Raw genomic sequence first — 22,929 nt, 5'->3', positions numbered from 1 at the left:
ACGATGATTTCGACCCCCGCGCATCACGTTGAAGGCTTGCCGAACAATGCATCGGCCGCCGCCATATGCGCTGAAACCTTGTCGCGGTGCGCCCTGACCCGGTCGATCTCGGCTTCGAGCAGTGCGATCCGTTCGTGAAGCTCCTCCTGCGAATAGGGCGACAGGTCCTCACTCGCCAGCTTGCCTGCAGCATCGCCCCTTGGGCGCGGGAGGTCGTCGAGATCCATTGCAGGCAATTTCGCAAGCCGAGCGCCTTGCTGTCAATGCACGGCATGTCTATCCCACGCATTCGTGCGCAGTCTGTCGCACGGGGGCAACAAGCCTGCGCTCAGGGAGGGCTAATGGCGCACGATATTCCAGCGATGATGCAAGCGATCCATTTCACCGCTCCCGGTGGGCCGGAAGTCCTGCAGCGTGTGGAGATCGGGGTCGAACTGCCGCGCGCCGGCGAGGTGCTGATCGAGGTCGCCTATGCCGGGGTCAATCGGCCCGATGTGATCCAGCGCAGCGGACTATACCCGCCGCCACCGGGGGCCTCGCCGCTGCTCGGGCTGGAGGTTTCGGGCAAGATCGTTGCGGTGGGCGAAGGGGTGGAGCCCGAATGGCTCAACCGCATCGTCTGTGCGCTCACCCCGGGCGGCGGCTACGCGCAATATTGCCGCGCTCCTGTGGCGCATTGCCTGCCGGTCGGCGACGCAATCCCGCTGGCCGAAGCGGCCGCGATCCCCGAAACCCTGTTCACCGTGTGGCACAATGTGTTCGAGCGCGGCTTGGCCCGTGAGGGCGAACGGCTGCTGGTCCACGGCGGCACCAGTGGCATCGGCACCATGGCGACCATGCTCGGTAAGGCTTTCGGGCTCGAGGTGATCGTGACCTGCGGCAGCGAGGAAAAATGCGCCGCAGCGAGGACTTTCGGTGCCGCTCACGCGATCAACTACCGCGAGACCGATTTCGTCGAGGCGGTGAAGGAGATCACTGGCGGCAAGGGTGTCGAAGTCGTGCTCGACATGGTCTCGGGCGATTATGTCCCGCGCAATCTCAAATGCCTCGCGGAAGATGGCCGCCATGTCACGATCGCGGTGCTCGGCGGCATGTCGGCCGAACTCAACATGGCCGCAATCATGAGCCGGCGGCTAACGCTGACCGGATCGACGCTCCGCCCGCGCAGCGATGCATTCAAGGCGATGCTCTGCGCCGAAATCGAAGCCAACGCCTGGCCGCTGTTCCTCGATCGCGAGCTCAAGCCGGTGATGGACCGGATTTACCCACTCGCCGATGCCGCCGCGGCGCATGAGCGGATGGAACAGGGTGACCACATCGGCAAGATCGTGCTGGAGGTTTCCGGTGGCTGAGTCCCTCGTCCTTCACGAAGACCCGCGCAGCGGCAACTGCTACAAGATCAAGCTGACCGCCGCGCTGCTCGGCCTTCCGCTGCAAACGAAGCAATACGATATCATGGCGGGCGAAACCCGCACCCCCGATTTTCTCGCGAACATCAACCCGAATGGGCGCATTCCGGTGCTCCAGATCGGCCAGCGCTTCCTTCCCGAAAGCAACGCTGCGTGCTGGTATCTCGCCGAAGGCAGCGCCCTGATACCGCACGACCGCTTCGCCCGTGCCGACGTGCTTCGCTGGATGTTCTTCGAGCAATACAATCATGAACCGAACATCGCCACTCTGCGCTTCTGGCTCCATTTCGTGGGCGAGGCCAATCTCGGTGAGGAACGGCGCAGTCAGCTGATGGCCAAACGGATCGCGGGCGAGGAAGCCTTGCGCGTGATGGACGACCACCTCGCTGCGCGCGGCTGGTTCGTGGGGGACGAAGCATCGCTCGCCGACATCGCGCTCTATGCCTACACCCATGTGTGCGAGGCGGGCGGTTTCCGGCTGCGCGACTATCCGCAGGTCTGTGCCTGGCTCGACCGGATGGCGGCGCTTCCCGGCTATGTGGCGATGGATTGACGCGAAACTGACCCGTTTACGCCGAACCGTCACCGAAATGTGACGAGCGCGTCATAGATTGCTGTCATCTGCCGACGGCGAAGCGAGGGCTTCGCAAGGACAGTCGCGATGGCAGATGCACCCTTTCCAGTACTTCCCGCGCTCGGGAACGTCACCAGTTTCCCCGGACCCAAACCGAAAATCCCCGAACGCGTGCTCGAAGAAAGGCGGCGCTACCGCACGATCTGGATCAGCGACGTGCACCTCGGCACCAAGGGGTGCAATGCCGAATTGCTGATCGACTTCCTCGATCATACCGACAGCGAGACGATGTACCTCGTCGGCGACATCATCGACGGGTGGCGGCTGAAAAAGAAGTTCTACTGGCCGCCCGAGCACAATGACATCGTATGGCGTATCCTGAAGCGAGCAAAGCGCGGGACGCGGATCGTCTATATTCCGGGCAATCACGATGAAATGATCCGACCCTTCGCAGGCATGAATTTCGGTGGGGTCGAAATCGAGCGCGCGGCCTTTCACACTACGGCGGACGGCCGCAGGCTGATGGTGCTGCACGGAGACGAATTCGATACCATCATGCTCGCCCATCGCTGGCTCGCCTTTGTCGGGGACGCGCTGTACCACCTGATGATGAAGCTCAACAACTGGGTGGCGCGGGCGCGCAAGTCGCTGGGTCTTCCCTATTGGTCGATCTCCAAGGCGGCCAAGCACAAGGTCAAGAACGCCGTCGAGTTCATTTCGAAGTACGAGGAAGTTGTCGCGCGAGCGGCCGCAGAACGCGGGGTCGACGGGGTTGTCTGCGGCCACATCCACACCGCTGACATGCGTAACTTCGACGGCATCGAATATTACAACGACGGCGATTGGGTCGAAGGCTGCAATGCCCTGGTCGAGCACTTCGACGGCCGGATGGAACTGCTCCATTGGCCCGACGAGGTAGCAAGGCGGGAGCCGTTGCCGGAGATCGAGGACGAGGCGGCGTCCGACGAACTGGCAGCTGCATGAACCGGATGGCAGGATTCCCGATCGAACCGGACTTCGAATTTCGGCGCGATCCGTTACGGATAGCCATCGTAACCGATGCATGGCTCCCGCAGATAAACGGGGTCGTACGTACTCTAACCACGACCTGCGAAATCCTCCGTAGCTGGGGCCACCGGGTCGATGTCGTTTCGCCCGACCAGTTTCGCTCGGTTCCCTGCCCGACATATCCCGAAATCCGGCTGGCGATGACCATGCCGCGCACGGTCTCGCGCATGCTGACCGAGCTTGCGCCCGATGCGATCCACATCGCGACCGAAGGCCCGCTCGGGCTGGCGGCGCGGCGGCACTGCTTGTCACGCGGGCTCCCGTTCAGCACCGCCTATCACACCCAGTTTCCGGACTATCTCGCCAAGCGCACCAAGCTTCCGCCTGCGCTGTTCTGGCGCTACGTCCGCTGGTTCCACCAGCCTGCCGAACGGGTGATGGTGGCTACCGAGAGCATTCGCGAGGAACTTCGTGCGCACCGCATCACCAGTCTTCACCACTGGAGCCGGGGGGTCGATCTCGATTGCTTTACCCCGGATGCCGAACCACCGCCCGAATTCGCCGACCTGCCGCGTCCGATCCAGCTCTATGTCGGACGCGTCGCGGTTGAAAAGAACATCGAGGCCTTCTTGTCCGGCGAGTATCCCGGCAGCAAGGTGGTGGTTGGCGACGGCCCGGCGCTGGCGGCGCTGAAGACGAAATTTCCCGACGCCCATTTTCTTGGCAAACGCACCGGGCGCGAACTGGCGGGGTGCTATGCCGGTGCGGACGTGTTCGTGTTTCCGAGCCGGACCGACACTTTCGGGCTGGTCGTCATCGAAGCGCTCGCCTGCGGAACCCCGGTCGCCGCGTTTCCTGTCACCGGTCCGAAGGACATCGTGACCGAAGCCACCGGCGCTCTGTGCGAAAACCTCGACCGCGCGATTTGCGCCGCGCTCTATTGCGAGCGCGCGGATTGTGCCGCCTATGGTGCGCAGTTCAGTTGGGAGGCGGCCACCGACCAGTTTCTGGCCGGACTGGTTACCGAAGCCACTGTGCCGGAGCTGGCGGTCTAAACACTTGCCCATCGCGGCGTGTTGGCCTAGATCGCTCGGCGCACGGCCGCTCCGAAAGGGGCGGCCCTTCTATTTTGGACAAACGACAGGAAACGCCATCATGGCCGACCAGCCCAAACCTTTGATGCCGCATGCGACCGCCACCTGGCTGGTCGACAACACTGCGCTGAGCTTTGAACAGATTGCCGAATTCTGCGGGCTGCATATCCTCGAAGTGCAGGCGATGGCGGACGATCTTGCGAGCAGCAAGTACACCGGGCGCGATCCGCTCCACTCGGGCGAACTGACCCAGGCAGAAATCGACAAGGGCCAGGCCGATCCGGGCTACAGCCTGCAGATGCAGAAGGCGCCGGTCGAGGTGACCCGTACCAAGGGCCCGCGCTACACCCCGGTGTCGAAGCGGCAGGACAAGCCCGACGGCATCGCGTGGATCCTGCGCAACCACCCCGAAGTGTCGGACGCACAGATTTCCAAGCTGATCGGCACTACGCGCAACACGATCACCGCGATCCGCGAGCGCAGCCACTGGAACATCCAGAATATCGTCGCCAAGGATCCGGTGACGCTCGGCCTGTGCTCGCAGCGTGAGCTTGATGCGGTCGTCGCCAAGGCGGCCAAGAAGGCCGGTGTGACCGAAGGCGAGGCCGTCGGGGCGGATCGCGCTAGCGACAAGGATCGCCTGATCGAGGAACTGCGCGCCGAACGCGACGCAAACGAAAAGGCCGCTTCCGATGCCGCGCAGGAAGCCGAAGCCGCCGCTTGGCTCGAAGCCAAGCGGGCAGACGAAGCGGGCGAAGCCGAGGCCTGAGTCGTCGTTTAGACAGTCAGGCATGGGCGCGCGACTCGCGGCCGCCCGTGCCTTTTTCCTTGCGCACGATTGCTGGCCGGACCATCCATGTTTACATGGATGTCAGTAGCTTGCCCTATCATCACCCCACTCCATGGTCGACGCGGTTTGATGCCATTCCGCTGCCGGAGTTGTTCGCGCGCACGGCCGCACGACGCGGCGCGAAGCCGCTCGTCCTGTTTATGGGGCGAAGCTTTTCCTACGCCGCACTTTTCGACGAGGCGCGACGTTTTGCCAGCGGGCTGTTGACACGGGGAATCGAGCGAGGTGATCGGGTCGGGCTCTTCCTGCCCAATGTCCCGGCCTATGTGGCGGCCTATTATGGTGCCATGCTGGCAGGGGCGACGGTGGTCAATTTCTCGCCGCTCTATACGGTCGATGAACTGGCGCATCAGGTGGAGGATTCGGGCACACGGTTGCTGGTGACGCTCGATGCGCCCGCGCTGCTGCCGACAGCACTCAAGGTGCTCGATGCCTCGACGCTCGAGCACCTGTCGGTGGTGCGGCTGTCGCGGCAACTTCCAGCCCTGAAGGGCATAGCGCTCCGGTTGCTCCGTCGGCGTGACATCGCTGTGATCCCGGCGCGGAGCGATGTCGGCGACTGGGAAAGCTGGCTGGCGGACAGCGCCTCTGCGGCCTTCCCCGTTCTCGACCCTGAAGAGGTCGCGCTGCTGCAATACACCGGCGGCACCACCGGCCGGCCCAAGGGTGCGATGCTCACCCACGCCAACCTTTCGACTAATGCACAGCAGGTGGCGGCGATCAATTCCTTTGCCAGCCCCGAAGATGACGTGATCATGGGGGCGCTGCCGCTGTTCCACGTGTTCGCCAATACCTGCGTCCTCAATCACGCGGTGGCCACCGGAGCGGCCATCGCGATGGTTCCGCGCTTCGAGACGGCTGCGGTGTTGAAGACGCTCGAACGGACCCGCCCGACCGGATTCCCCGGGGTTCCGACCATGTTCCAGGCGATCGTCGATAGCCCGGCGCTGGCTTCGACCGACCTGTCTTCGCTCAAGGTCTGCATTTCGGGGGGTGCGCCGCTCTCGGCCCCCTTGCGGGAGAAGTTCGAGCAATTGACCGGGGTGCGTCTGGTCGAGGGCTATGGCCTGACCGAAAGCTCGGGCGTGGTGTCGGCCAATCCCTACCAAGGCGAGCGCCGAGCCGGCTCGATCGGGCAGGTCGTCGCGGGGACCGAAATCCTGTTGCTGGACAAGGAAGATCCGGCGAAGCTCGCGGCAGAAGGCGAACCGGGCGAGCTGGCAATCCATGGCCCGCAGATCATGCGCGGTTACTGGAACATGCCCGAAGCGACCGCGGAGGTGTTTGTCGAGCACGGCGGCAAACGCTGGCTGCGTACGGGCGATGTCGCGCGGCTGGACGCGGACGGCTTTCTCACCATCGTCGATCGGATCAAGGACATGATTGCCGTGGGCGGCTTCAAGGTCTTCCCGAGCCAGGTGGAGGCCGTGCTGGTGGAACATCCGGCGATCAAGGAAGCCCTGGTGATCGGCGTACCCGACGACTATCGCGGAGAAGTGCCCCGGGCCTATGTGACCCTCGACGAGCCGGCAGATGCCGACGCACTACTGGCTTGGGTCAACCCGAGACTTGGCAAGCACGAGCGGGTTTCAAGTGTGGTCATTCGCGACGAGCTGCCCAAGACGCTGGTCGGCAAGCTCGATCGGAAGGCGCTGCGCGCCGAAGTGTTCGCTTGAGCAACGAAAAAGGCGCCGCTCGCGCGACGCCCCTTTTTCTCCCAACCTCGAAGGCTGTCAGCTCGCCAGGGTGAGCTTCGGCTCCAGCTCCGAAGCCATGTCACTGGCGGCCCCGGACATCGGCGACGGCATCGCTTCGCTGCGGCCGGGCACGCGATGCGAGAAGCGACCATCGACTTCCGCGCCCTGTTCGATGGTGATCGAATCGTAGTGCACATCGCCTTCGATCCGTGCGGTACGCAGGACCACCAGCTCGCGCGCGGCGATCGATCCCTTGACCGTACCGGCCAGCCGCGCACTTTCGGCTTTCACCGCGCCTTCGATCATGCTCGATTCGCCCTGAACCAGCGACGCACACTCGATGTCGCCGTGAATCTTGCCATCGACATGCAGTTCGGTTGTAGCAGCGACATTGCCGGTGATCGTCACGTCGGTGCCGATCACCGAGAAGGTGCCATTGCTCGCCATCGGCTTAGGCGCCGGCCTGCTTGCGCGGCCCTGCGGTTCGGGCTTCTTTGAGAACATTGGGGGCTTTCTCCAGGAAGGGGCGCGGATTGACCGCGCGATCGTTGACCCGCACTTCGAAATGCAGGTGCGGGCCGGTCGAGCGGCCGGTATTGCCGATGGCTCCGATGATATGACCGGCTTCAACCACCTGCCCCACTCTGGCGTTGAACCGCGACATATGCGCGTACCGGGTCATCAGCCCATTGCCATGGCTGATCTCGACGACGTTGCCGTATCCGGACTTGCGGCCGACAAAACTGACGCGGCCGTCGGCGGCGGCATAGATCGGAGCGCCGATCGGACCCTTGAAATCGAGCCCGGAATGCATCGCGGCATGGCCGTTGAACGGGTCACGACGATAACCGAAGCCCGAGGAAATCGATGCCCGGCTGGCGGGCAGGACCTGTGGAATGCCGTCCAGCGTGCGTTCGAGCGCGGCCATGCGCGACAAGCTCAGACCCAGCCGCTCGAAGCGCGGATCGAGCGCGCCATTGCGCGACGAGGCGAGCTTCTCGAACGGGCCACCCATTGCGGTCCGATCGGCACCGCGCACCATCGCAGCGGGATCGAGACCCAGTTTGCGCAGTGCTTCGGCGGCCTGTGCAGAGCGGCGGTCGGCAAAACGGGTGAGACGTTCTGCCAGGGCGAGCTGACGCGCTTCGAGCTGCGCCAGTTCACGAGCTTCAGGAAACAGCGCGCTGACCTTGTCGGCTGTTTCCGCAGCTTCGGTCGACGAATCCGAAACGGTTTCCTCGTCGCGAATGTCTTCGGGCAGCATTTCTGTGCCCATTTCGAGCAGCTTCTGACGCTCGTTGAGATCTTCGACTACCTTGCCGAGGTCGTTCGAATAATCGTCGAAGCGCTCCTCGGCGCTGGCGACCTTCGCTTCGCGCTGGAGCAGCGATGCGCGTTCGGCACCTGCGGCATATTGCGACCAGGCCATGACGGCCATTGAAATGGCCCAAGCCAGCAGAGCAGTCACAGCTATCGCCGCCGCAAAAATCTGTACCCGCGAGGTAATCTTGATGAAGCGGACCTGACCCTGCGATCGCATGAAGAACTCGCGATCAGGAAACCAGTTCGCCAGGCGGCGCCCCCAACCGCCCGATGTCTGTGAATTATGCAAAGCGACCCCGCCATTATCGGATTCTTGATTTGAGCGGCGCGGCTAGCACGGGAATCAGGGAGCGTCGAATCGGACTTGCATGCGAATAGGCGAGTCGATGGACTCGCGCGACGAGTCGATTACCTCGCCTCGTCGGTTAACTTTGAATGTTCAGCTCTCGGTTTTGTTCCGCAATCGGCTGTCTTTTCCGAAACCGCGTGCTAGGACTGGCGAAGCATGAGCGCGGCGAGAATTTTCCCGTTTCAATTCAAGATGAAGGCGGCCTGGTGATGCGGATCGGCCTGCTTGGCGGCAGCTTCAACCCGGCACACGGCGGTCATCGGCGAATCACCCTGTTCGCGATCGAGGCGCTACACCTCGACGAAGTGTGGTGGATGGTCTCGCCCGGCAATCCGCTCAAGCCCTCAAAGGGCATGGCCTCTCTCTCCGCGCGCTTTCGATCGGCGATGGCGCAGGCGCGCCGCGCGCCGATTAGGGTCACCGCTATCGAGTCGGAATTCGGCACGCCTTACACTGTCGAAACACTGGCGGCGATCCGCCGCCGCTATCCGCAGCATGAATTCGTCTGGCTGATGGGATCGGACAATCTTGCCCAGTTCCACCGATGGCGGGACTGGCGCGGGATCGCCCGCGCAATGCCGATTGCGGTCATTGCCCGACCCGGCTATGAGAGTGCTGCCGTTGCCAGCCCCGCAATGGCCTGGTTGAGGAAGTTTCGCGTTCCTCTTGCCGGCTTCTTCACAAGGGGCAAATGGAGCGCGCCGACACTGGTGACCTTGCGTTTCGATCCCGACCCGCGTTCGGCGACGGCCATCCGTCGATCCGATCCGGACTGGGCATTGCGCTTGGAGAACCTCCCGCCGCGTGACCAGGTGACCCGTCATCTCGTCATTCCCGCTCAGGATACTCCGGCTTGATTTGCCGGACAGTCCGCGTCGGGCCTTCCAGCCATCAACACAGGAGCAATGACCTCGCCTATGAACCAGGCGCCTACACCTCTCGCCGCCAACGATGCCGCAGGCATGACCGGCAACCCTGATGCACCAGTCATCGTGGCCGAACCCGGCTCGTTGCTTGCGCTCGTGCTCGAGCAACTCGAGGACGACCAGGCACAAGATGTCGTCACCATCCCGCTCGAAGGCAAGTCGAGCATCGCGGATCACATGATCATCGCTTCGGGGCGGTCGACCAGGCAGGTCGCGTCGATTGCGCAGAAGCTGGCCGAGAAGGTCAAGCATGCAGGTTTCGGACCGGTCCGGCTGGAAGGCCTGCCCGCAGGCGACTGGGTACTGATCGATGCCGGTGACGTGGTCATCCATCTGTTCCGCCCGGAAGTGCGCAGCTTCTACAATCTTGAGCGGATGTGGTCCTTCGGCGACGCACCGGCGGTGGCCGCCGGCAACGCCTGACTTTGCTCGCGATGGCGGTATAAGGCGCAGCGATGCTGCTCCACGTGATCGCTCGCGGGAAGATTGCCCGGACGCCCGAGGCCGAGCTGGTCGCGCGCTACGAGAAGCGGCTGACCTGGCCATTCAAACTGACCGAATTGCCCGAAGCCGGCGGGCGCATCCCGGAACCGCTAACCCCTTGCCGCACGGTGCTGCTCGACGAACGCGGACGGGACTTGGCCTCCGACCGGCTGGCCGAGGTTCTTGGAAGCTGGCGCGATGACGGAGTGCGCGAAACCCGCTTCGTGATCGGCGCAGCCGATGGTCATTCGGACCGCGACCGCGAAGCAGCGGACTTGCTGCTCGCGTTTGGAAAGGCGACCTGGCCGCATCTCTTGGCGCGCGCGATGCTGATGGAACAGCTCTATCGCGCGAGTTCGATCCTTGCCGGGCACCCCTATCATCGGGCAGGGTAGCGCGATGGCCAAACGCGCCCTGATCGGCATTGCTGCCCTTTGCCTGCCGCTGGCGGCTACTGTCGCGCTGGCGCAGCGCGCTTCCGATACCGAAGGGACCGCAGAAATTCGCGCCCGGATGCAGCAGGCTCAGCGCGATTCCGAGGCCGCCGGTGCGCGCAGCAAGCAGCTCGAAGCCGAAGCGAAGGTAGCGATCGAAGCGGCGGACAAGACTGCGCGTGAGGCCGCTGCACTCGCTGCGCGCATCCAGCAGGCCGAAGCGGGGATTGCCGCTGCAGAGGCGCGAATGTCGTTGATTGCGCGCGAACGTAGTGCGCTCGACCGGCGTCTCGCCGAACGGCGCGAGCCGCTCGTCAAGCTGACGGGCGCGCTGCAAAAGCTCTCGCGCCGCCCGCTCGCCTTGTCCGCCTTGCGGCCAGGGTCGTTGCGCGAAACGGTCTATCTGCGCGCGATGCTGGAAAGCACAATCCCGCAGGTCCGCGCCCGCACCGCTGCATTGAGGGCCGAGATCGAGCGTGGCCGCGCGCTCGAGCGCGAGGCTCAACAGGCACTGGCGGTGCTGCGCAAGAGCGAGGGCGAATTGTCCGAGCGGCGCCAGCGGCTGGCGGCTGTCGAGACCCGCCAGCGCCTTGAATCGCGCCGCGCAGGCGGCAATGCCGATCGCGAAGTAGAGCGTGCGCTGGCATTGGCCGAGGAAGCGCGCGATCTCGATGCACTGGTCGAACGTCTCGACGAAGCAGGAAGCTTGCGCAAGGAATTGGCGGGTTTGCCCGGCCCGGTGATGCGGCCCGGCGACCCTGGCAATGCTGCTGCCGTTACGTCTCCTGCGACCAGCACCAGCACCAGCGCATCGCGCACTGCGCGGATCGCTTTCCAGCTTCCCGTGTCCGGCAGCACCGTCGCTGGGTTTGGCGAGCAGGGCAGCAGCGGGGTGCGCAGCTCGGGCCTGACGCTCGCACCACGCGACGGGGCGCAGGTGATCGCTCCTGCCGCCGGGCGCGTCGCCTTCGCCGGGCCTTATCGGGGTTACGACCGCATCGTCATCATCGAACATGACGGAGGCCTGACCAGCCTCGTTACCGGGCTTGCCCGGACCGACGTTGCCGTCGGCGACCAGCTTGTTTCCGGCGCACCGCTAGGGATTGCCGGTATCGGCCGGCCGCGCGTCACGCTCGAAGTGCGGCGTGGCGGAAAGCCGGTCAATCCGCTCGGCCTGATCCGCTGAACCGGCGAACCGCGTTCAGAATTCGACCGACGACCGATCCGGATCGGGACGAAGCATCATTCATCATCTGGCGTTCAGCCCGCGCAAGCGATAGGCTGTGCGCAGATTGAGAGGCTGAATCGATGAAACTTGCCGAACTTGTCCGTTCCGCCGCCTTGGTGACGGCGGTCGCGCTTATCCCGGCCACCACCGCCGGCATAGCCCAGGTCGATGGCAGGGTCGGGCCTGAATTCTCCAAGCTCTTCGCGACCTACCAGCGGATCAAGGCAAGCTATGTCGAACCGGTCGATGACGAGAAGCTGATCCGCGGCGCGATCGACGGCATGCTCGCCTCGCTCGATCCGCACTCGGCCTATCTCGACGGCTCCGATCTCCAGCGGCTCGAGACGATGATCGACGGGAATTATTCGGGGCTCGGCCTGTCGGTGGTGATGGAAGACGGCGCGGTCAAGATCATCTCGCCGTTCCGCGGCAGCCCGGCGGAAGAGGCGGGGCTCAAGGCGGGAGATTTCATCACCCATCTCGACGGCAATCTGATCTACGGCGGCGATCTGGATGAGGCTGTCAGCAAGATGCGCGGCGCGGCCGGAACATCGATCCGCCTGACTATCTTCCGCTCGGGGCGCGACGAGCCATTCGATGTCACCGTCACGCGCGGGGTGATCGATCTCGAACCGGTGACCCACGAAGTCGCCGAGGGAAACATCGGCATCATCACGGTCAACGAGTTCTCGCGCGATGTCGGGGCGGACGTGTTTGCCGCCTGGCAGGAAATGCAGCGCGGTGCCTCGGGCCGGATCAACGGCTTGGTGCTCGACTTGCGTTCCAATCCGGGCGGCTCGCTCGACGAGGCGGTCGCCATGTCGGACCTGTTCCTCGACAAGGGCCGCATCGTTTCGCAGCGCGGACGCGCAAGGGGCGAGACGATCTACTACGACGCAGAAACCGCCTTCCGCGGCCAGATTGCCGAAGGCATCCCGATGGTCGTTCTGATCGACGCCGGCTCGGCATCGGCTTCGGAAATCGTCGCCGGGGCGTTGCAGGATCATCGCCGTGCGGTGGTCATGGGCGAAACCAGCTTCGGCAAGGGCAGCGTCCAGTCGCTGCTCATCCTCGACAACACCAGCGCATTGAAGCTGACTACCGCGCGCTATTACACCCCGTCGGGCCACTCGGTGCAGGAGGGCGGGATCAAGCCCGACATCCGCGTGCCCCAGCTGTCCGATCCAGATCTGGCGAAGCGCGCCAAGTTCCAGCTGCGCGAAAGCGACCTGCGCGGGCACCTGATCAACGAGGCGGCGCTCAAGGATGAAGAGCTCGAACGCGACAAGCGCGAGGACCCACGCTTCACGCTCACCGCCGAGCAGGTGAAGGCGCAGGGGATCGAGGATTACCAGCTGCACTACGCGCTGCAGACTCTGCGCCGCACCGCACCGAACACGGTTGCGCGGCGGAACTGAGGCGCTTACTTCGGCGGCATGACCGACAGCGCATCGATGAAGGCTGCGCGCCTCCTCGCATTGGGGGTGCCTGCGCTGTTGCTGGGCGGCGCCTACATATCGCAATTCGGTTTCGGGCTTTACCCGTGCGAGATGTGCTGGTGGCAGCGCTATCCGCATTTCGCGGCTCTCGGGTTTGGACTGGCGGCTCTGTTCGTTCCGCCTGTTCGACTGTGGCTGGCGCTGGCCGCGCTCGCAATCCTCGCGTCCGGCGCGATCGGCGGCTTCCATGCGGGGGTCGAGTACGGCTGGTGGCAGGGTATCACCGATTGCGCTCTGGTCGCCGGCGGTGATGGAGGGGATGCGTTGAAAGCGGTGTTCGATGCGCCGCTGACCCGTTGCGATCAGGCGCCTTGGGATCTGTTCGGGGTCAGCCTGGCCGGATGGAATTTCCTGGTTTCGACCTTCGCGGGCCTCCTGATTCTATTCCTTCTCGCAAAAAGGCACACGGCATGATCTCTCGAACCTCCGGTAAGCCCGATACCGCGCGGATGATCCGGGTCGATCAGGCCGGTGAATTCGGAGCGACCCGAATCTACGCCGGGCAACTGGCGGTAATGGGCAACCGGCACCCGATGGCGGCCGAAATCGCGCATATGGCCGAACAGGAGAAAGTACACCGCGCCAAGTTCGATGCGCTGATGGCGCGGCGCGGCGTACGGCCCACCGCTTTGCAGCCGCTATGGTCGGTTGCCGGGTTCGCTCTTGGTGCGGGCACCGCCTTGCTCGGCCCCGAGGCTGCAATGGCCTGCACCGCTGCGGTTGAGGAGGAAATCGACCGACATTATTCCGCCCAGCTCGACGAGCTTGCAGAAGACGGCTGCGATCCCGAGCTCGCCACGATGATCGAGGAGTTCCGCGAGGACGAACGAGATCATCGCGATGCAGCGCTCGCGGCCGGCGCCGAAAGGGCTCCTGCCTATCCTTTGCTGTCAGGCGCGATCCGGCTGGGCTGCCGCGTGGCGATCCGGCTGGCCGAGCGTGTGTGACCGGTGCGGAACCGTTTTGCGCTGCGGTGCGCTTCATATAGAGTTCACGGCGGGACGGCGATTGTCGCGCCTGCGATGCAAAACCGGATGGAAACTGTCATGAAACCGCTTCTCGCCGCAGCAACCCTTGCCGCACTGGCTTCGTTTTCGTCCCCCGCGTGGGCGCAGGGCGCGACCGAAGTGGTCGACGACGATGTGTGCATGGTCATCGTTTACGGCAACGATGTGCCCTCGGATTGCGGCGGCAAGGAGATTGTCGTCGTTGCACGGCTTGACGAGAACGAGCGCTACCGCATTCCGGAAAGCCTGCGGTTCAGCGAAGACCTCGCCAACACCGCATGGGCACAGCGGGTCGAATCGCTCGAGTTGATCGGCCGGTTCGGGACGCTGTCATGCTCGACCGCCGGTGCGGGCGGGTTTCTCGGCTGCACGCAGGACCTGATCAATCGTGCCTATGGCGAAAAGCGCACAGGTGAGCAGGTTCGTTTCAGCGACCTTATCGCCGCCGCACGCGCCGATCGGCTGGCGGAAATCGACGGGACGGCAGCCGAGGAACAGGCGCGGGTCGAGCAGATCGAACGCGAATATATGGAGCGGCTCGAGCGCGAGCGCGCAGCCGAGCTTCCCGACGAGCAGGCGGAAGCTCTGCCGGCACCTGAGACGGGCGAAAACTGAACCCCAGCCTCTCGGTGGGGGTGATAGCAAACGCGTCCTTAACCTCGTTGCGTTAGGGACTTGGCCATGTCGACCCGCACCATCCTGACCGTTTTCGGCACCCGCCCCGAAGCGATCAAGCTCTTTCCGCTCTGTCACGCGCTCGAAGCCGATCCGCGCTTCGAGTCCCGCATCTGCGTTTCCGGCCAGCATCGCGGCATGCTCGACCAAGTTCTGGAAATCGCCGGAATCGTGCCGCATCACGATCTCGATGTCATGCAGCCGGACCAGTCGCTCGATGCGCTGACAGCGCGGTTGCTGACCGGGCTCGGTGCGGTGATGGACGAGGAACGGCCCGATTGGGTGGTGGTGCAGGGCGACACCGCCACCGCGATGTGCGGAGCGCTGGCCGCCTATTACCGCAAAATCCCGGTCGCCCATGTCGAAGCCGGACTGCGCAGCGGAAACATCCATCACCCCTGGCCCGAAGAGGTCAATCGCAAGGTTATCGGCAGTTTTGCCGCGCTGCATTTCGCTCCGACCGAGACCGCCGCTAATGCGCTCAAGCGCGAGAATATCGACCCGGCGGGCATCCACGTTACCGGTAACACTGTAATCGACGCGCTCCACTGGATTACCGACAGGATCGATCGCGAACCGCGTCTCGCGTGTGATCTTGCGCCGCTCGAGAAGCGGTTCGCGGGCAAGCGAATCATCGGAGTGACCAGCCACCGCCGCGAGAATTTCGGCGGCGGGATGGAAGGCATCGCCGAAGCGATCCGGCGGCTGGCGGCCCGCGAGGACGTTGCGATGATCTTTCCGGTTCACCTCAACCCGAACGTGCGCAAGGTGATGAATGACGAACTGGCCGGGCTCGACAATGTCGCGCTGATCGAGCCGCTCGATTACCCGCACTTCGCGCGGTTGCTCGACATCGCCACCCTGATGCTGACCGACAGTGGCGGGGTGCAGGAAGAAGCGCCCGCGCTCGGCAAACCGGTGCTGGTGATGCGCGAGACGACCGAGCGGCCCGAGGGCGTCGAGGCCGGAACGGCAAGGCTGGTCGGCACCGATGCCGATCGCATCGTGGCCGAAGCAACCCGCCTGCTCGACGATGAGGCGGCCTATTCCGCGATGGCCAAGGCGCACAATCCCTTCGGCGACGGCAAGGCGACCCAGCGGATCGTGGAATTGCTGGCTGCCGTTACACTCCCGGGAAGCGCGTGAACTCGGGCAGTTCGCCCAGCTTCGCCATGTAATCCAGCCGCTCGCCGGTCTGGATTTGTGCATCGGGTTTGTGATTCGCAGCGTCGTCCAAGGTCGCCGACTGGATGTCGACGATCCCGGGGAGCATATCCTCGTTGGTATAGTAAAGCCCGGTCCCGCACTTCCCGCAGAAATGCCGAAACGCCGAGCCGGAACTGTTGAAGGCGATCGCTTCCCCGCTGGTCACATGAAAGCCCGAAGCGGGTACGGCCATCCACGCCACCGCAGGCGCACCGGTCGAAGCCCGGCAATCGGCGCAATGACAAAGCGCATGGTGCGCGATTTCGCCTTCGGCTTCGTAGCGCACCGCGCCACACTGGCATCCCCCTGACAACGCCATCATTGTTCTCCCAAGATTCGAATGGAACATACAAAGAACACTGCCTGAAGTAAACCATGTGCTGCCTAAGGATGTGAGTCTGGGGCGTTATTCAGGAAATTACCGGCTTGTTTACCGTTCGGCGCTACGCCCCGGCACACCATCAAGAAACCGGCAGGTACCTATGCGCAGTGACGAAAAGCCCCAAGTATGCGTGATCGGGCTCGGCTATATCGGGCTTCCGACGGCGGCGATCATTGCGCGCGCCAATTGCCCGGTGACCGGGATCGATGTGTCGGAACATGTCGTCGAGACGATCAATCGCGGCGAAATCCATATCGAGGAAGTCGATCTCGACGGATTGGTGCGCGGGGTTGTGCAGCGCGGGATGCTCAAGGCCTCGACGCAGATCCTGCCCGCCGACGTGTTCGTGATCGCGGTGCCGACTCCCTTCGTGCATGACGGCAATCACACGCCCGACGTGTCTTACGTCATGGCCGCTGCGACCGAAGTCGCGGGCGTGCTCAAGAAGGGCGATTGCATCATCCTCGAATCGACCTCGCCGGTTGGCACGACCGAGCAGATGCGCGATCTGATCGCGGGCCTGCGTCCCGACCTGAGGCTACCGGGGCTGACCGGCGAGACTCCGGACGTCTCGATCGCCTATTGCCCCGAACGGGTGCTGCCAGGGAAAATCCTCGAGGAACTGACCCACAACGACCGTTCGATCGGCGGCATCACCCCGCGCTGCGCACGCAAGGCGCTGGCCTTCTACAAGCGCTTCGTGCGCGGCACCTGCGTCACCACCGATGCCAAATCGGCGGAGATGACCAAGCTGGTCGAAAACGCCTACCGCGACGTGAACATCGCTTTTGCCAACGAGCTGTCGATGATTGCCGACCACATGGGGCTGGACGTGTGGGAAGTGATCAAGCTCGCCAACCGCCATCCCCGCGTGAACATTCTGCAGCCCGGACCGGGCGTAGGCGGGCACTGCATCGCGGTCGACCCATATTTCATCATCCACGGCGCGCCCGAGCAGTCACCGCTGATCAGGACCGGACGCGAAGTGAACGATGCCAAGATGCACCATGTCGTCGCGCGCGCGGAAAGGCTCATTGCCGACAATCCGGGCATTCCGGTTGCGTGCCTCGGCCTCGCGTTCAAGGCCAATATCGACGATTTCCGCGAGAGCCCGGCGCGCTTCGTCGCCTCGCGCCTCGCGCGCAAGTTCGGCGCGCAGATTTCGATCGTCGAGCCTTATGCGGGTGAACTGCCGGTCGAATTCAAGGATACCGGTGCGGAACTTGTCGATCTCGACCACGCGCTGGAGACCTGCGGCATCCTGATCGTGCTGGTCGACCATGACGTGTTCAGGGTTGTGCCGAGCGAAGAACGCGCGGGTGCGATGGTTTACGACACGCGCGGGATCTGGCCGGATGCCAGCATCGAACCGGGCAGCAAACCGGGCCTCCGCCTCGCGAGCTGATCAGACGTCGTAATACTCCCGGTACCAGCTGACGAACTGGCGGATTCCTTCGCGGTAGCCGGTCTGAGGCTGGTAGCCGGTGAGCCGCTTGAGCAGATCGGCATTGGCCCATGTCGCGGGAACATCGCCCTTCTGCATGTCCATGTAGTTGCGCCTCGCCTCGATCCCGCATTCCTGCTCGATTGCCTCGATGAAATCGAGCAGCTTGACCTTGTCGCTGTTGCCGATGTTGACCACCCGGAACGGCGCGACGGGGGACAGGCTGTCGCCCGGCTCGATGTCGTCCCTGCTTCCGGGCCGCACCGGCGCGGCATCGATCAGCAGGCGAATCCCGCGCACCAGATCGGTCACATAGGTGAAGTCGCGGTACATCTCGCCGTGGTTGTAGATGTCGATCGGGGTGCCTTCGAGGATGCCCTTGGTGAACTTGAACAGCGCCATGTCCGGGCGGCCCCACGGCCCGTAGACGGTGAAGAAGCGGAACATGGTGGTCGGAAGGTTCCACAGGTGCGCATAGCTGTGCGCCATCGATTCGTTGGCCTTCTTGGTCGCGGCATAGAAGGTCATCGGGGTTTCGACCCGCTCGAGCTCGTCGAACGGCATCTCGTCGTTGGCGCCATAGACACTGCTGGTAGAGGCCATCAGTAGGTGATCGACCGCCAGCTCGCGCGCGCATTCCATCACGTTGAATGTGCCGACGATATTGGCATCGAGATAGGCGCGAGGGTTCTCGAGGCTGTAGCGGACCCCCGCCTGCGCGGCGAGGTGGACGATGACGTCGGGCTTCTCCGTCAGCATCAGGTCATTGAGCCGGTCGAAATCCTCCAGCATGCCGACATGGGCGCTGAAATGCTGGTTCTGGAGCAGCATCTGGTGCCGCCGCTCCTTGATCCGGACATCGTAATAATCGGTCATGCCGTCGAACCCGACGACCTCGAAGCCCTCGTTCAACAGGAGCCGGGCGAGATGAAATCCGATGAAACCGGCGGTGCCGGTGACGAATACCTTGCGCATGGGGAAATGCCTTTTCGGTTAGCGTGCGCCGAACCCGCCGGCGACGACCCGCAACGTCTTGAGGGCGATCAGCACATCGAGCCAGAGCGAGATGTTCTTCACATAGTAGAAGTCGTAACGCAGCTTGTCCGTCGCGGTGTCGACACCGGTGACGTGGCCTTGGTTAACCTGGGCCCAGCCGGTGAGGCCGGGCCGCACGATATGGCGATAGGAATAGAACGGGATCTCGGTCTCGTACCACTCGGACAGGCTGATCGCTTCGGGCCGCGGGCCGATCCAGCTCATCTCTCCTCTGAGAATGTTCCACGCCTGCGGCAGCTCGTCGAGCCGAACCTTGCGCAGGAAACGTCCGACGCGGGTGATGCGGTCGTCATCATCCTTGGTCATGGCATCGTTGCGCAGCGCAGCGACCGATTCGGAGACCGTGCGTTCGCGCATTGTACGGAATTTGACCATCCGGAAGACTTCGCCGCGGAAGCCCATGCGGTCCTGAATGAACAGAACAGGCCCCTTCGAATCGAGGCGGATCACGATCGCAATCGTTGCCATCGCGAGCAGGAGAATCGGGCCAAACAACAGAGTGGCCACGATATCGAATGCCCGCTTCGCGGCCATGTAGGGAAGGTTGGGGATCAGCGAGCCGAGCACGTTCTCGCTCAGCCGGTCGATCCGCACCTGTCCGGTCTCGAGCTCGAGGATCTGCCGGTAGTGGTAGACCGGAATACCGCGCAACGCAGCCTTGGCGAACAGCCGCTCCCACTCAGGCGGATGGTCGAAGTGCAGATCGCCGATTACCGATCCCGAAATTCCGCCTTGGTCGACCAGATTTTCGAACTCGTCGAGGGAGGCGACGGACACGTGCTCGGGGCGCGGACGCATCTCGCTGACCCGGCCTCCGGGGACGATGTAGAGCGACTTGTTGCCAAGCCGTGTAATCGCCGTGAGCACATAGCTGACGATCGTCGTGGCAATCAGGCAGGAACCGAACAAGCCAATCGAATAGGGCAATCGAAGCACGCCGATCAGGGCAGCACCTGCGGCAAACGCCAGCAAATCCACCGGAACCACATAGGACAGCAATCGCGCCTTGGCGTACTGGCGCAGGCGCGAAAGGATGTACCAGACGGCGATCGAAGCGCACGTTACGATTGCCAGCGTGCTGACGACGTAGGGCTCATCGATCAGCTCGCTTCGCCCCAGCAACCAAAGTCCGGTCGGTAAGGCGATGCCGAGCAACAGGTAGCAGAACAGCTGGACCGCCTGGGAGCTAAGCGGATGGTTTCGCTGGAGTGCTCGCGTTTCCGCTTGCTGCATCAGCATTCAAAAATCCCCCGGCCGCCGTGGCGGCGACCTCTACGCAGTATTCCCCAACCGTAGCCCAATTGGTCCGTCCGACGCCAGCCGAAGCTGCAATCAGGCAAAATCCTGCTCAAGGAACGGCTGAGACTTTACCACTTCGTCGATCCGCTTGAGCTGGGCCAGCAGGTCCCTGAGCCGATCGAGCGGGACCGCGTTCGGCCCGTCGGACATGGCATTCGCCGGGTCCGGGTGAGTCTCCATGAACAGGCCGGAAACGCCGACCCCGACCGCCGCACGCGCCAACACCGGCACGAATTCCCGCTGTCCGCCTGAACTCTGGCCCTGCCCGCCGGGCAGCTGCACCGAATGGGTTGCATCGAACACCACCGGCCTTCCGGTCTCGCGCATGATGGCGAGGCTGCGCATGTCGGAGACGAGATTCTGGTAGCCGAAGCTTGCCCCGCGCTCGCACACCATCACATTGTCGCCATCATGCCCGGCTTCCTTGGCGGCGGTAACGGCCTTGTCGACCACATTGACCATGTCGCCCGGCGCCATGAACTGCGCCTTCTTGATATTGACCGGGATTCCGGCGGCCGCGACCGTGCTGATGAAGTCGGTCTGGCGCGCAAGGAAGGCGGGGGTCTGCATCACGTCGACCACCTGGGCGACGGCGGCGACCTGTTCCTTCTCGTGCACGTCGGTCAGCACCGGCACGCCGATCTCGCGCTTCACCTTGGCGAGGATTTCGAGGCCTTCGTCGAGGCCCGGCCCGCGAAAGCTCTTGCCCGAAGTGCGGTTCGCCTTGTCGAAGCTGCTCTTGTAGATGAAATGAATGCCGAGCTCGTCGGCGATGGCCTTGATCGCTTCCGAGGTGCGCATCGCCATGTCTTCGGATTCGATCACGCAGGGTCCCGCGATCAGGAAAAAAGGCTGATCGAGGCCGATGGGTTTGCCGCAAAGCTGCATGTTTCAGTCTTTCATAATATCTTGCGTTTTGAACGCATTGCCGGGAACTCCACCGTTCCCGCGCCGTCCGGACGGCGGATAGCCGCCGCTTAGGACAAAAATGTGACAATGCAAAGCGCGCTGTGCGTCCGCGTCACTCCAGCCCCATGACCTTGAGCGATGCCTCGATGTGCGGGATGTCGCTCGGGTTGTTGAGTTCCCAGATTTCCCACTCGGGCTGGCGGACCTCAACGACACGGATGGCCGCCCCCAGATCAAGAAATCGCAGTTGCTCTAGCCCTTCGAGCTGCTCCAGTTCGGTCGGCTGGTGCGCCATGTAACGGCGCAGCGCCGCAGGCCGGTAGGCATAGAGGCCGATGTGCAGCAGGACGGGAAGCGCTGCGTTGTCGGCCTTGGCGACATCGAAGTGCGGAATGATCCGCTTCGAGAAGTAATGCGCATTGCCGGCGCTGGAAACCGCCGCGAAGGTGCCGCCGACGATGCCGAGCTTCTCGTCTGCCACCAGCTTGTCGTAGAGGGTGCGGCTGCATCGCACCACCGGCGTTGCGACATCGACCGAGGCATCGGCGCGCATCGCGGTAATCAGATCCTCGACGAACCAGTCGGGGATGAGCGGGGCGTCACCTTGCAGGTTGACGACGATTTCAGGTTCGCTGTCGAGCGTTCCGAGCAGCTCCGCGCAGCGTTCGGTGCCGTTCCGGCATTCGGACGAGGTGAAGATCGCCTCGGCCCCGAATTGGCGTGCGGTTTCGAGGATTTCGTCGCTATCCGAGGCGACCACGACGCGTGAGGCCGAGGGAACGCGCCGCGCCGCTTCCCAGCTGCGCCGGATTAGCGTCTTGGATTCGCCACCAGCGCCTCGTAGTTCGGCGAGCGGTTTGCCGGGATAGCGCTGCGAGGCATAGCGCGCAGGAATGACGATGAGGATGTCGCCGGACATTTCGAAAACTCCATGAGCGGTTTCGGGCGCGCTAGGCGCTGGGCGCGGTCGAGACAAGCTCCGCAATGGTCGTACGATAGCGGTCGATCACGATGGAAACGTCGTATTCCGCCTCCATCTTGGCGCGTCCGGCATCGCCCATCGCCTGGCGCTCGCCGGGCGAAAGCGCGGCGAAGCGGCGGAAGGCATCGGCCAGGCTGGCGCTGCTGCGAACCTGGCACAGAAGGCCGGAAATCCCATCGTCCACTACCGCGCGGCAGCCGGGAACGTCGGTGGTGATAACCGGGCGGCCCATCGCAGCGGCTTCGATCAGAGAGCGCGGCGCGCCCTCGCGATAGCTCGGCAGCACCACGCAATGCGCTGCTTCGACATAAGGCCGGACATCGTCGGTCGCACCGAAATATTCGACCGAGCCGTCGTCGAGGTAGGGCTGCAGCTCGGCTTCGGAAATGGCAGTGCGGTTCGCCGCGCCGAGCGGGCCGAGTAACTTGAAGCGGCATTGCGGATCTGTCTGACGAACCGCCCGCGCGGCGTCGAGAAATTCGATCGTCCCCTTGTCGCGGATCAAGCGTGAGATCATCAGGAACGTCGGGCCAGCGTCGTCTCGTGGCATCGGTTTCGCCATGAACTGGTCGAGGTCGATGCCCGATCCCGGGAGCAGTCGCATCTGCTCTTCGCCCAACAGGCGGGTGGCGAGCAGGAAGTTGCGGTCGTCTTCGTTCTGAACGAACACGATCGGCAGCCTGCCCATCGCAAGGCGGTAAAGCGCCCTCCCGGCGAGGAACATCGGCTTCGAGCCGAGGAAGATGGTGCCGAGACCGGTCACGTTTGGCAGGAAGGGGATAGCGAGCCGTCGCGCCGCCATTGCGCCGAAGATGTTGTTCTTGATCGTGAAGCTAAGCACCACATCGGGCCGGATCGACGCGAAGTGCCGGCGGAAATGCCCGACCATGCCGAGGTTCTGCGCTACACCCAGTCCGCGCACGTCCATCGCCAGATCGACGAACCGTGCGCCAAGGGATTCTAGCCTCGCTGCCGTCTCGTCATGCGGGGCGAGCACCGTAACCGCATGGCCGTCCGCGATCAGCGCCTCGACCAGCGGACGGCGAAAGTTCCAGATATTCCACGCGGCGTTGACCGTCAGGCAGATGCGCATGG

At 63.7% G+C, this 22,929-nt stretch carries 25 protein-coding genes; 16 read left to right on the top strand and 9 right to left on the bottom strand.

Features of this window, described 5'->3' with window-relative positions; all coding sequences use genetic code 11:
- Positions 1-23: 23 nt before the first annotated feature.
- Complete coding sequence (locus NSO95_RS10780; protein WP_257596237.1) at positions 24-227, bottom strand: DUF1192 domain-containing protein; 204 nt, start codon at positions 225-227, stop codon at positions 24-26.
- A 114-nt stretch (positions 228-341) separates the two neighbouring features.
- Between NSO95_RS10780 and NSO95_RS10775 the strand changes: the two genes are divergently transcribed.
- The 6 genes from NSO95_RS10775 (at position 342) to NSO95_RS10750 (ending at position 6,611) form a co-directional block, all read left to right on the top strand.
- Positions 342-1,352 carry an NAD(P)H-quinone oxidoreductase gene (locus tag NSO95_RS10775; protein WP_257596236.1) on the top strand — a complete coding sequence of 337 codons (1,011 nt, stop codon included), beginning with the start codon at positions 342-344 and terminating at the stop codon, positions 1,350-1,352.
- A complete protein-coding gene (locus tag NSO95_RS10770; protein WP_257596235.1) occupies positions 1,345-1,962 on the top strand; it encodes a glutathione S-transferase family protein in 618 nt (205 codons plus the stop codon). Before NSO95_RS10775 ends, NSO95_RS10770 begins: the two co-directional genes overlap by 8 nt.
- A gap of 108 nt (positions 1,963-2,070) precedes the next feature.
- Entirely contained in the window at positions 2,071-2,967 is an 897-nt protein-coding gene (locus NSO95_RS10765) for a UDP-2,3-diacylglucosamine diphosphatase (RefSeq protein ID WP_257596229.1), read from the top strand.
- A 5-nt stretch (positions 2,968-2,972) separates the two neighbouring features.
- Positions 2,973-4,046: a glycosyltransferase family 4 protein gene (locus tag NSO95_RS10760; protein WP_257596330.1), complete on the top strand. Its 1,074-nt coding sequence runs from the start codon at positions 2,973-2,975 to the stop codon at positions 4,044-4,046.
- A 100-nt stretch (positions 4,047-4,146) separates the two neighbouring features.
- A complete protein-coding gene (locus NSO95_RS10755) occupies positions 4,147-4,854 on the top strand; it encodes a DUF1013 domain-containing protein (RefSeq protein ID WP_257596228.1) in 708 nt (235 codons plus the stop codon).
- 95 nt (positions 4,855-4,949) lie between these two features.
- Complete coding sequence (locus tag NSO95_RS10750; protein WP_257596227.1) at positions 4,950-6,611, top strand: long-chain-fatty-acid--CoA ligase; 1,662 nt, start codon at positions 4,950-4,952, stop codon at positions 6,609-6,611.
- 57 nt (positions 6,612-6,668) lie between these two features.
- Here the strand turns inward: NSO95_RS10750 and NSO95_RS10745 are convergent, their stop codons facing one another.
- Both NSO95_RS10745 and NSO95_RS10740 read right to left on the bottom strand, forming a co-directional pair.
- Entirely contained in the window at positions 6,669-7,079 is a 411-nt protein-coding gene (locus tag NSO95_RS10745; RefSeq protein ID WP_257596226.1) for a bactofilin family protein, read from the bottom strand.
- Between the two features lie 4 nt (positions 7,080-7,083).
- Positions 7,084-8,205 carry a M23 family metallopeptidase gene (locus NSO95_RS10740; protein WP_257596329.1) on the bottom strand — a complete coding sequence of 374 codons (1,122 nt, stop codon included), beginning with the start codon at positions 8,203-8,205 and terminating at the stop codon, positions 7,084-7,086.
- 308 nt (positions 8,206-8,513) lie between these two features.
- Between NSO95_RS10740 and NSO95_RS10735 the strand changes: the two genes are divergently transcribed.
- The 9 genes from NSO95_RS10735 to wecB all read left to right on the top strand — a co-directional run bounded on the left by NSO95_RS10735 (position 8,514) and on the right by wecB (position 15,702).
- Positions 8,514-9,161: a nicotinate-nucleotide adenylyltransferase gene (locus NSO95_RS10735; RefSeq protein ID WP_257596225.1), complete on the top strand. Its 648-nt coding sequence runs from the start codon at positions 8,514-8,516 to the stop codon at positions 9,159-9,161.
- A 105-nt stretch (positions 9,162-9,266) separates the two neighbouring features.
- The gene (rsfS, locus tag NSO95_RS10730; RefSeq protein ID WP_257596326.1) at positions 9,267-9,653 is read left to right on the top strand and encodes a ribosome silencing factor; all 387 of its coding nucleotides are present in this window, start codon (positions 9,267-9,269) and stop codon (positions 9,651-9,653) included.
- Between the two features lie 32 nt (positions 9,654-9,685).
- Positions 9,686-10,108, top strand: coding sequence for a 23S rRNA (pseudouridine(1915)-N(3))-methyltransferase RlmH (locus tag NSO95_RS10725; RefSeq protein WP_257596224.1), 423 nt, complete (start codon positions 9,686-9,688; stop codon positions 10,106-10,108).
- A gap of 4 nt (positions 10,109-10,112) precedes the next feature.
- Positions 10,113-11,333 (top strand): murein hydrolase activator EnvC family protein, encoded by a 1,221-nt coding sequence (locus NSO95_RS10720; RefSeq protein ID WP_257596223.1) that lies wholly within the window; start codon positions 10,113-10,115, stop codon positions 11,331-11,333.
- A 122-nt stretch (positions 11,334-11,455) separates the two neighbouring features.
- Positions 11,456-12,793 carry a S41 family peptidase gene (locus tag NSO95_RS10715; RefSeq protein ID WP_257596222.1) on the top strand — a complete coding sequence of 446 codons (1,338 nt, stop codon included), beginning with the start codon at positions 11,456-11,458 and terminating at the stop codon, positions 12,791-12,793.
- A gap of 18 nt (positions 12,794-12,811) precedes the next feature.
- Positions 12,812-13,288 carry a disulfide bond formation protein B gene (locus tag NSO95_RS10710; RefSeq protein ID WP_257596221.1) on the top strand — a complete coding sequence of 159 codons (477 nt, stop codon included), beginning with the start codon at positions 12,812-12,814 and terminating at the stop codon, positions 13,286-13,288.
- Positions 13,285-13,821, top strand: coding sequence for a demethoxyubiquinone hydroxylase family protein (locus tag NSO95_RS10705; protein WP_257596220.1), 537 nt, complete (start codon positions 13,285-13,287; stop codon positions 13,819-13,821). Before NSO95_RS10710 ends, NSO95_RS10705 begins: the two co-directional genes overlap by 4 nt.
- A gap of 99 nt (positions 13,822-13,920) precedes the next feature.
- A complete protein-coding gene (locus tag NSO95_RS10700; protein WP_257596219.1) occupies positions 13,921-14,496 on the top strand; it encodes a hypothetical protein in 576 nt (191 codons plus the stop codon).
- A gap of 66 nt (positions 14,497-14,562) precedes the next feature.
- Positions 14,563-15,702, top strand: a complete 1,140-nt coding sequence (gene wecB / locus NSO95_RS10695) for a non-hydrolyzing UDP-N-acetylglucosamine 2-epimerase (protein ID WP_257596218.1) — start codon at positions 14,563-14,565, stop codon at positions 15,700-15,702.
- On the opposite strand, the gene NSO95_RS10690 is transcribed toward wecB, so the two are convergent.
- Positions 15,680-16,081, bottom strand: coding sequence for a GFA family protein (locus NSO95_RS10690; RefSeq protein WP_257596217.1), 402 nt, complete (start codon positions 16,079-16,081; stop codon positions 15,680-15,682). The two genes, wecB and NSO95_RS10690, sit on opposite strands and share 23 nt — an antisense overlap.
- 163 nt (positions 16,082-16,244) lie before the next feature.
- On the opposite strand from NSO95_RS10690, the gene wecC reads away from it, so the two are divergent.
- Complete coding sequence (wecC, locus tag NSO95_RS10685) at positions 16,245-17,549, top strand: UDP-N-acetyl-D-mannosamine dehydrogenase (RefSeq protein ID WP_257596216.1); 1,305 nt, start codon at positions 16,245-16,247, stop codon at positions 17,547-17,549.
- Here wecC and NSO95_RS10680 read toward each other — a convergent pair whose 3' ends face one another.
- The 5 genes from NSO95_RS10680 to NSO95_RS10660 all read right to left on the bottom strand — a co-directional run bounded on the left by NSO95_RS10680 (position 17,550) and on the right by NSO95_RS10660 (position 22,927).
- Positions 17,550-18,563, bottom strand: a complete 1,014-nt coding sequence (locus tag NSO95_RS10680; protein ID WP_257596215.1) for an NAD-dependent epimerase/dehydratase family protein — start codon at positions 18,561-18,563, stop codon at positions 17,550-17,552.
- Positions 18,564-18,581: 18 nt separating this feature from the next.
- Positions 18,582-19,883, bottom strand: a complete 1,302-nt coding sequence (locus NSO95_RS10675; RefSeq protein ID WP_257596214.1) for a sugar transferase — start codon at positions 19,881-19,883, stop codon at positions 18,582-18,584.
- 93 nt (positions 19,884-19,976) lie between these two features.
- On the bottom strand, positions 19,977-20,831 hold the full coding sequence (kdsA, locus tag NSO95_RS10670; protein ID WP_257596213.1) for a 3-deoxy-8-phosphooctulonate synthase: 855 nt from the start codon (positions 20,829-20,831) through the stop codon (positions 19,977-19,979).
- A gap of 133 nt (positions 20,832-20,964) precedes the next feature.
- Positions 20,965-21,771: a 3-deoxy-manno-octulosonate cytidylyltransferase gene (locus tag NSO95_RS10665; protein WP_257596212.1), complete on the bottom strand. Its 807-nt coding sequence runs from the start codon at positions 21,769-21,771 to the stop codon at positions 20,965-20,967.
- 31 nt (positions 21,772-21,802) lie between these two features.
- A complete protein-coding gene (locus NSO95_RS10660; protein WP_257596211.1) occupies positions 21,803-22,927 on the bottom strand; it encodes a glycosyltransferase family 4 protein in 1,125 nt (374 codons plus the stop codon).
- Positions 22,928-22,929: the final 2 nt, after the last annotated feature.

It is taken from the genome of Parerythrobacter lacustris, assembly GCF_024626475.1.
Taxonomy (GTDB): Bacteria; Pseudomonadota; Alphaproteobacteria; order Sphingomonadales; family Sphingomonadaceae; genus Parerythrobacter_A; species Parerythrobacter_A lacustris.
The sequence above is the reverse complement of the archived record's forward strand: the minus strand, read 5'-3'. Positions and strand labels throughout refer to the sequence as shown.

Coding starts and splice junctions, on each gene's coding strand:
- NSO95_RS10675 (WP_257596214.1), bottom strand. CDS start 19,883: ATGCTGATGCAGCAAGCGGAAACGCGAGCACTCCAGCGAAACCATCCG.
- NSO95_RS10735 (WP_257596225.1), top strand. CDS start 8,514: ATGCGGATCGGCCTGCTTGGCGGCAGCTTCAACCCGGCACACGGCGGT.
- NSO95_RS10775 (WP_257596236.1), top strand. CDS start 342: ATGGCGCACGATATTCCAGCGATGATGCAAGCGATCCATTTCACCGCT.
- NSO95_RS10760 (WP_257596330.1), top strand. CDS start 2,973: ATGGCAGGATTCCCGATCGAACCGGACTTCGAATTTCGGCGCGATCCG.
- kdsA (WP_257596213.1), bottom strand. CDS start 20,831: ATGCAGCTTTGCGGCAAACCCATCGGCCTCGATCAGCCTTTTTTCCTG.
- NSO95_RS10660 (WP_257596211.1), bottom strand. CDS start 22,927: ATGCGCATCTGCCTGACGGTCAACGCCGCGTGGAATATCTGGAACTTT.
- NSO95_RS10705 (WP_257596220.1), top strand. CDS start 13,285: ATGATCTCTCGAACCTCCGGTAAGCCCGATACCGCGCGGATGATCCGG.
- NSO95_RS10765 (WP_257596229.1), top strand. CDS start 2,071: ATGGCAGATGCACCCTTTCCAGTACTTCCCGCGCTCGGGAACGTCACC.
- rsfS (WP_257596326.1), top strand. CDS start 9,267: ATGACCGGCAACCCTGATGCACCAGTCATCGTGGCCGAACCCGGCTCG.
- NSO95_RS10710 (WP_257596221.1), top strand. CDS start 12,812: ATGACCGACAGCGCATCGATGAAGGCTGCGCGCCTCCTCGCATTGGGG.
- NSO95_RS10780 (WP_257596237.1), bottom strand. CDS start 227: ATGGATCTCGACGACCTCCCGCGCCCAAGGGGCGATGCTGCAGGCAAG.
- wecB (WP_257596218.1), top strand. CDS start 14,563: ATGTCGACCCGCACCATCCTGACCGTTTTCGGCACCCGCCCCGAAGCG.
- NSO95_RS10720 (WP_257596223.1), top strand. CDS start 10,113: ATGGCCAAACGCGCCCTGATCGGCATTGCTGCCCTTTGCCTGCCGCTG.
- NSO95_RS10690 (WP_257596217.1), bottom strand. CDS start 16,081: ATGGCGTTGTCAGGGGGATGCCAGTGTGGCGCGGTGCGCTACGAAGCC.
- NSO95_RS10750 (WP_257596227.1), top strand. CDS start 4,950: ATGGATGTCAGTAGCTTGCCCTATCATCACCCCACTCCATGGTCGACG.
- NSO95_RS10680 (WP_257596215.1), bottom strand. CDS start 18,563: ATGCGCAAGGTATTCGTCACCGGCACCGCCGGTTTCATCGGATTTCAT.
- NSO95_RS10700 (WP_257596219.1), top strand. CDS start 13,921: ATGAAACCGCTTCTCGCCGCAGCAACCCTTGCCGCACTGGCTTCGTTT.
- wecC (WP_257596216.1), top strand. CDS start 16,245: ATGCGCAGTGACGAAAAGCCCCAAGTATGCGTGATCGGGCTCGGCTAT.
- NSO95_RS10725 (WP_257596224.1), top strand. CDS start 9,686: ATGCTGCTCCACGTGATCGCTCGCGGGAAGATTGCCCGGACGCCCGAG.
- NSO95_RS10715 (WP_257596222.1), top strand. CDS start 11,456: ATGAAACTTGCCGAACTTGTCCGTTCCGCCGCCTTGGTGACGGCGGTC.
- NSO95_RS10745 (WP_257596226.1), bottom strand. CDS start 7,079: ATGGCGAGCAATGGCACCTTCTCGGTGATCGGCACCGACGTGACGATC.
- NSO95_RS10665 (WP_257596212.1), bottom strand. CDS start 21,771: ATGTCCGGCGACATCCTCATCGTCATTCCTGCGCGCTATGCCTCGCAG.
- NSO95_RS10755 (WP_257596228.1), top strand. CDS start 4,147: ATGGCCGACCAGCCCAAACCTTTGATGCCGCATGCGACCGCCACCTGG.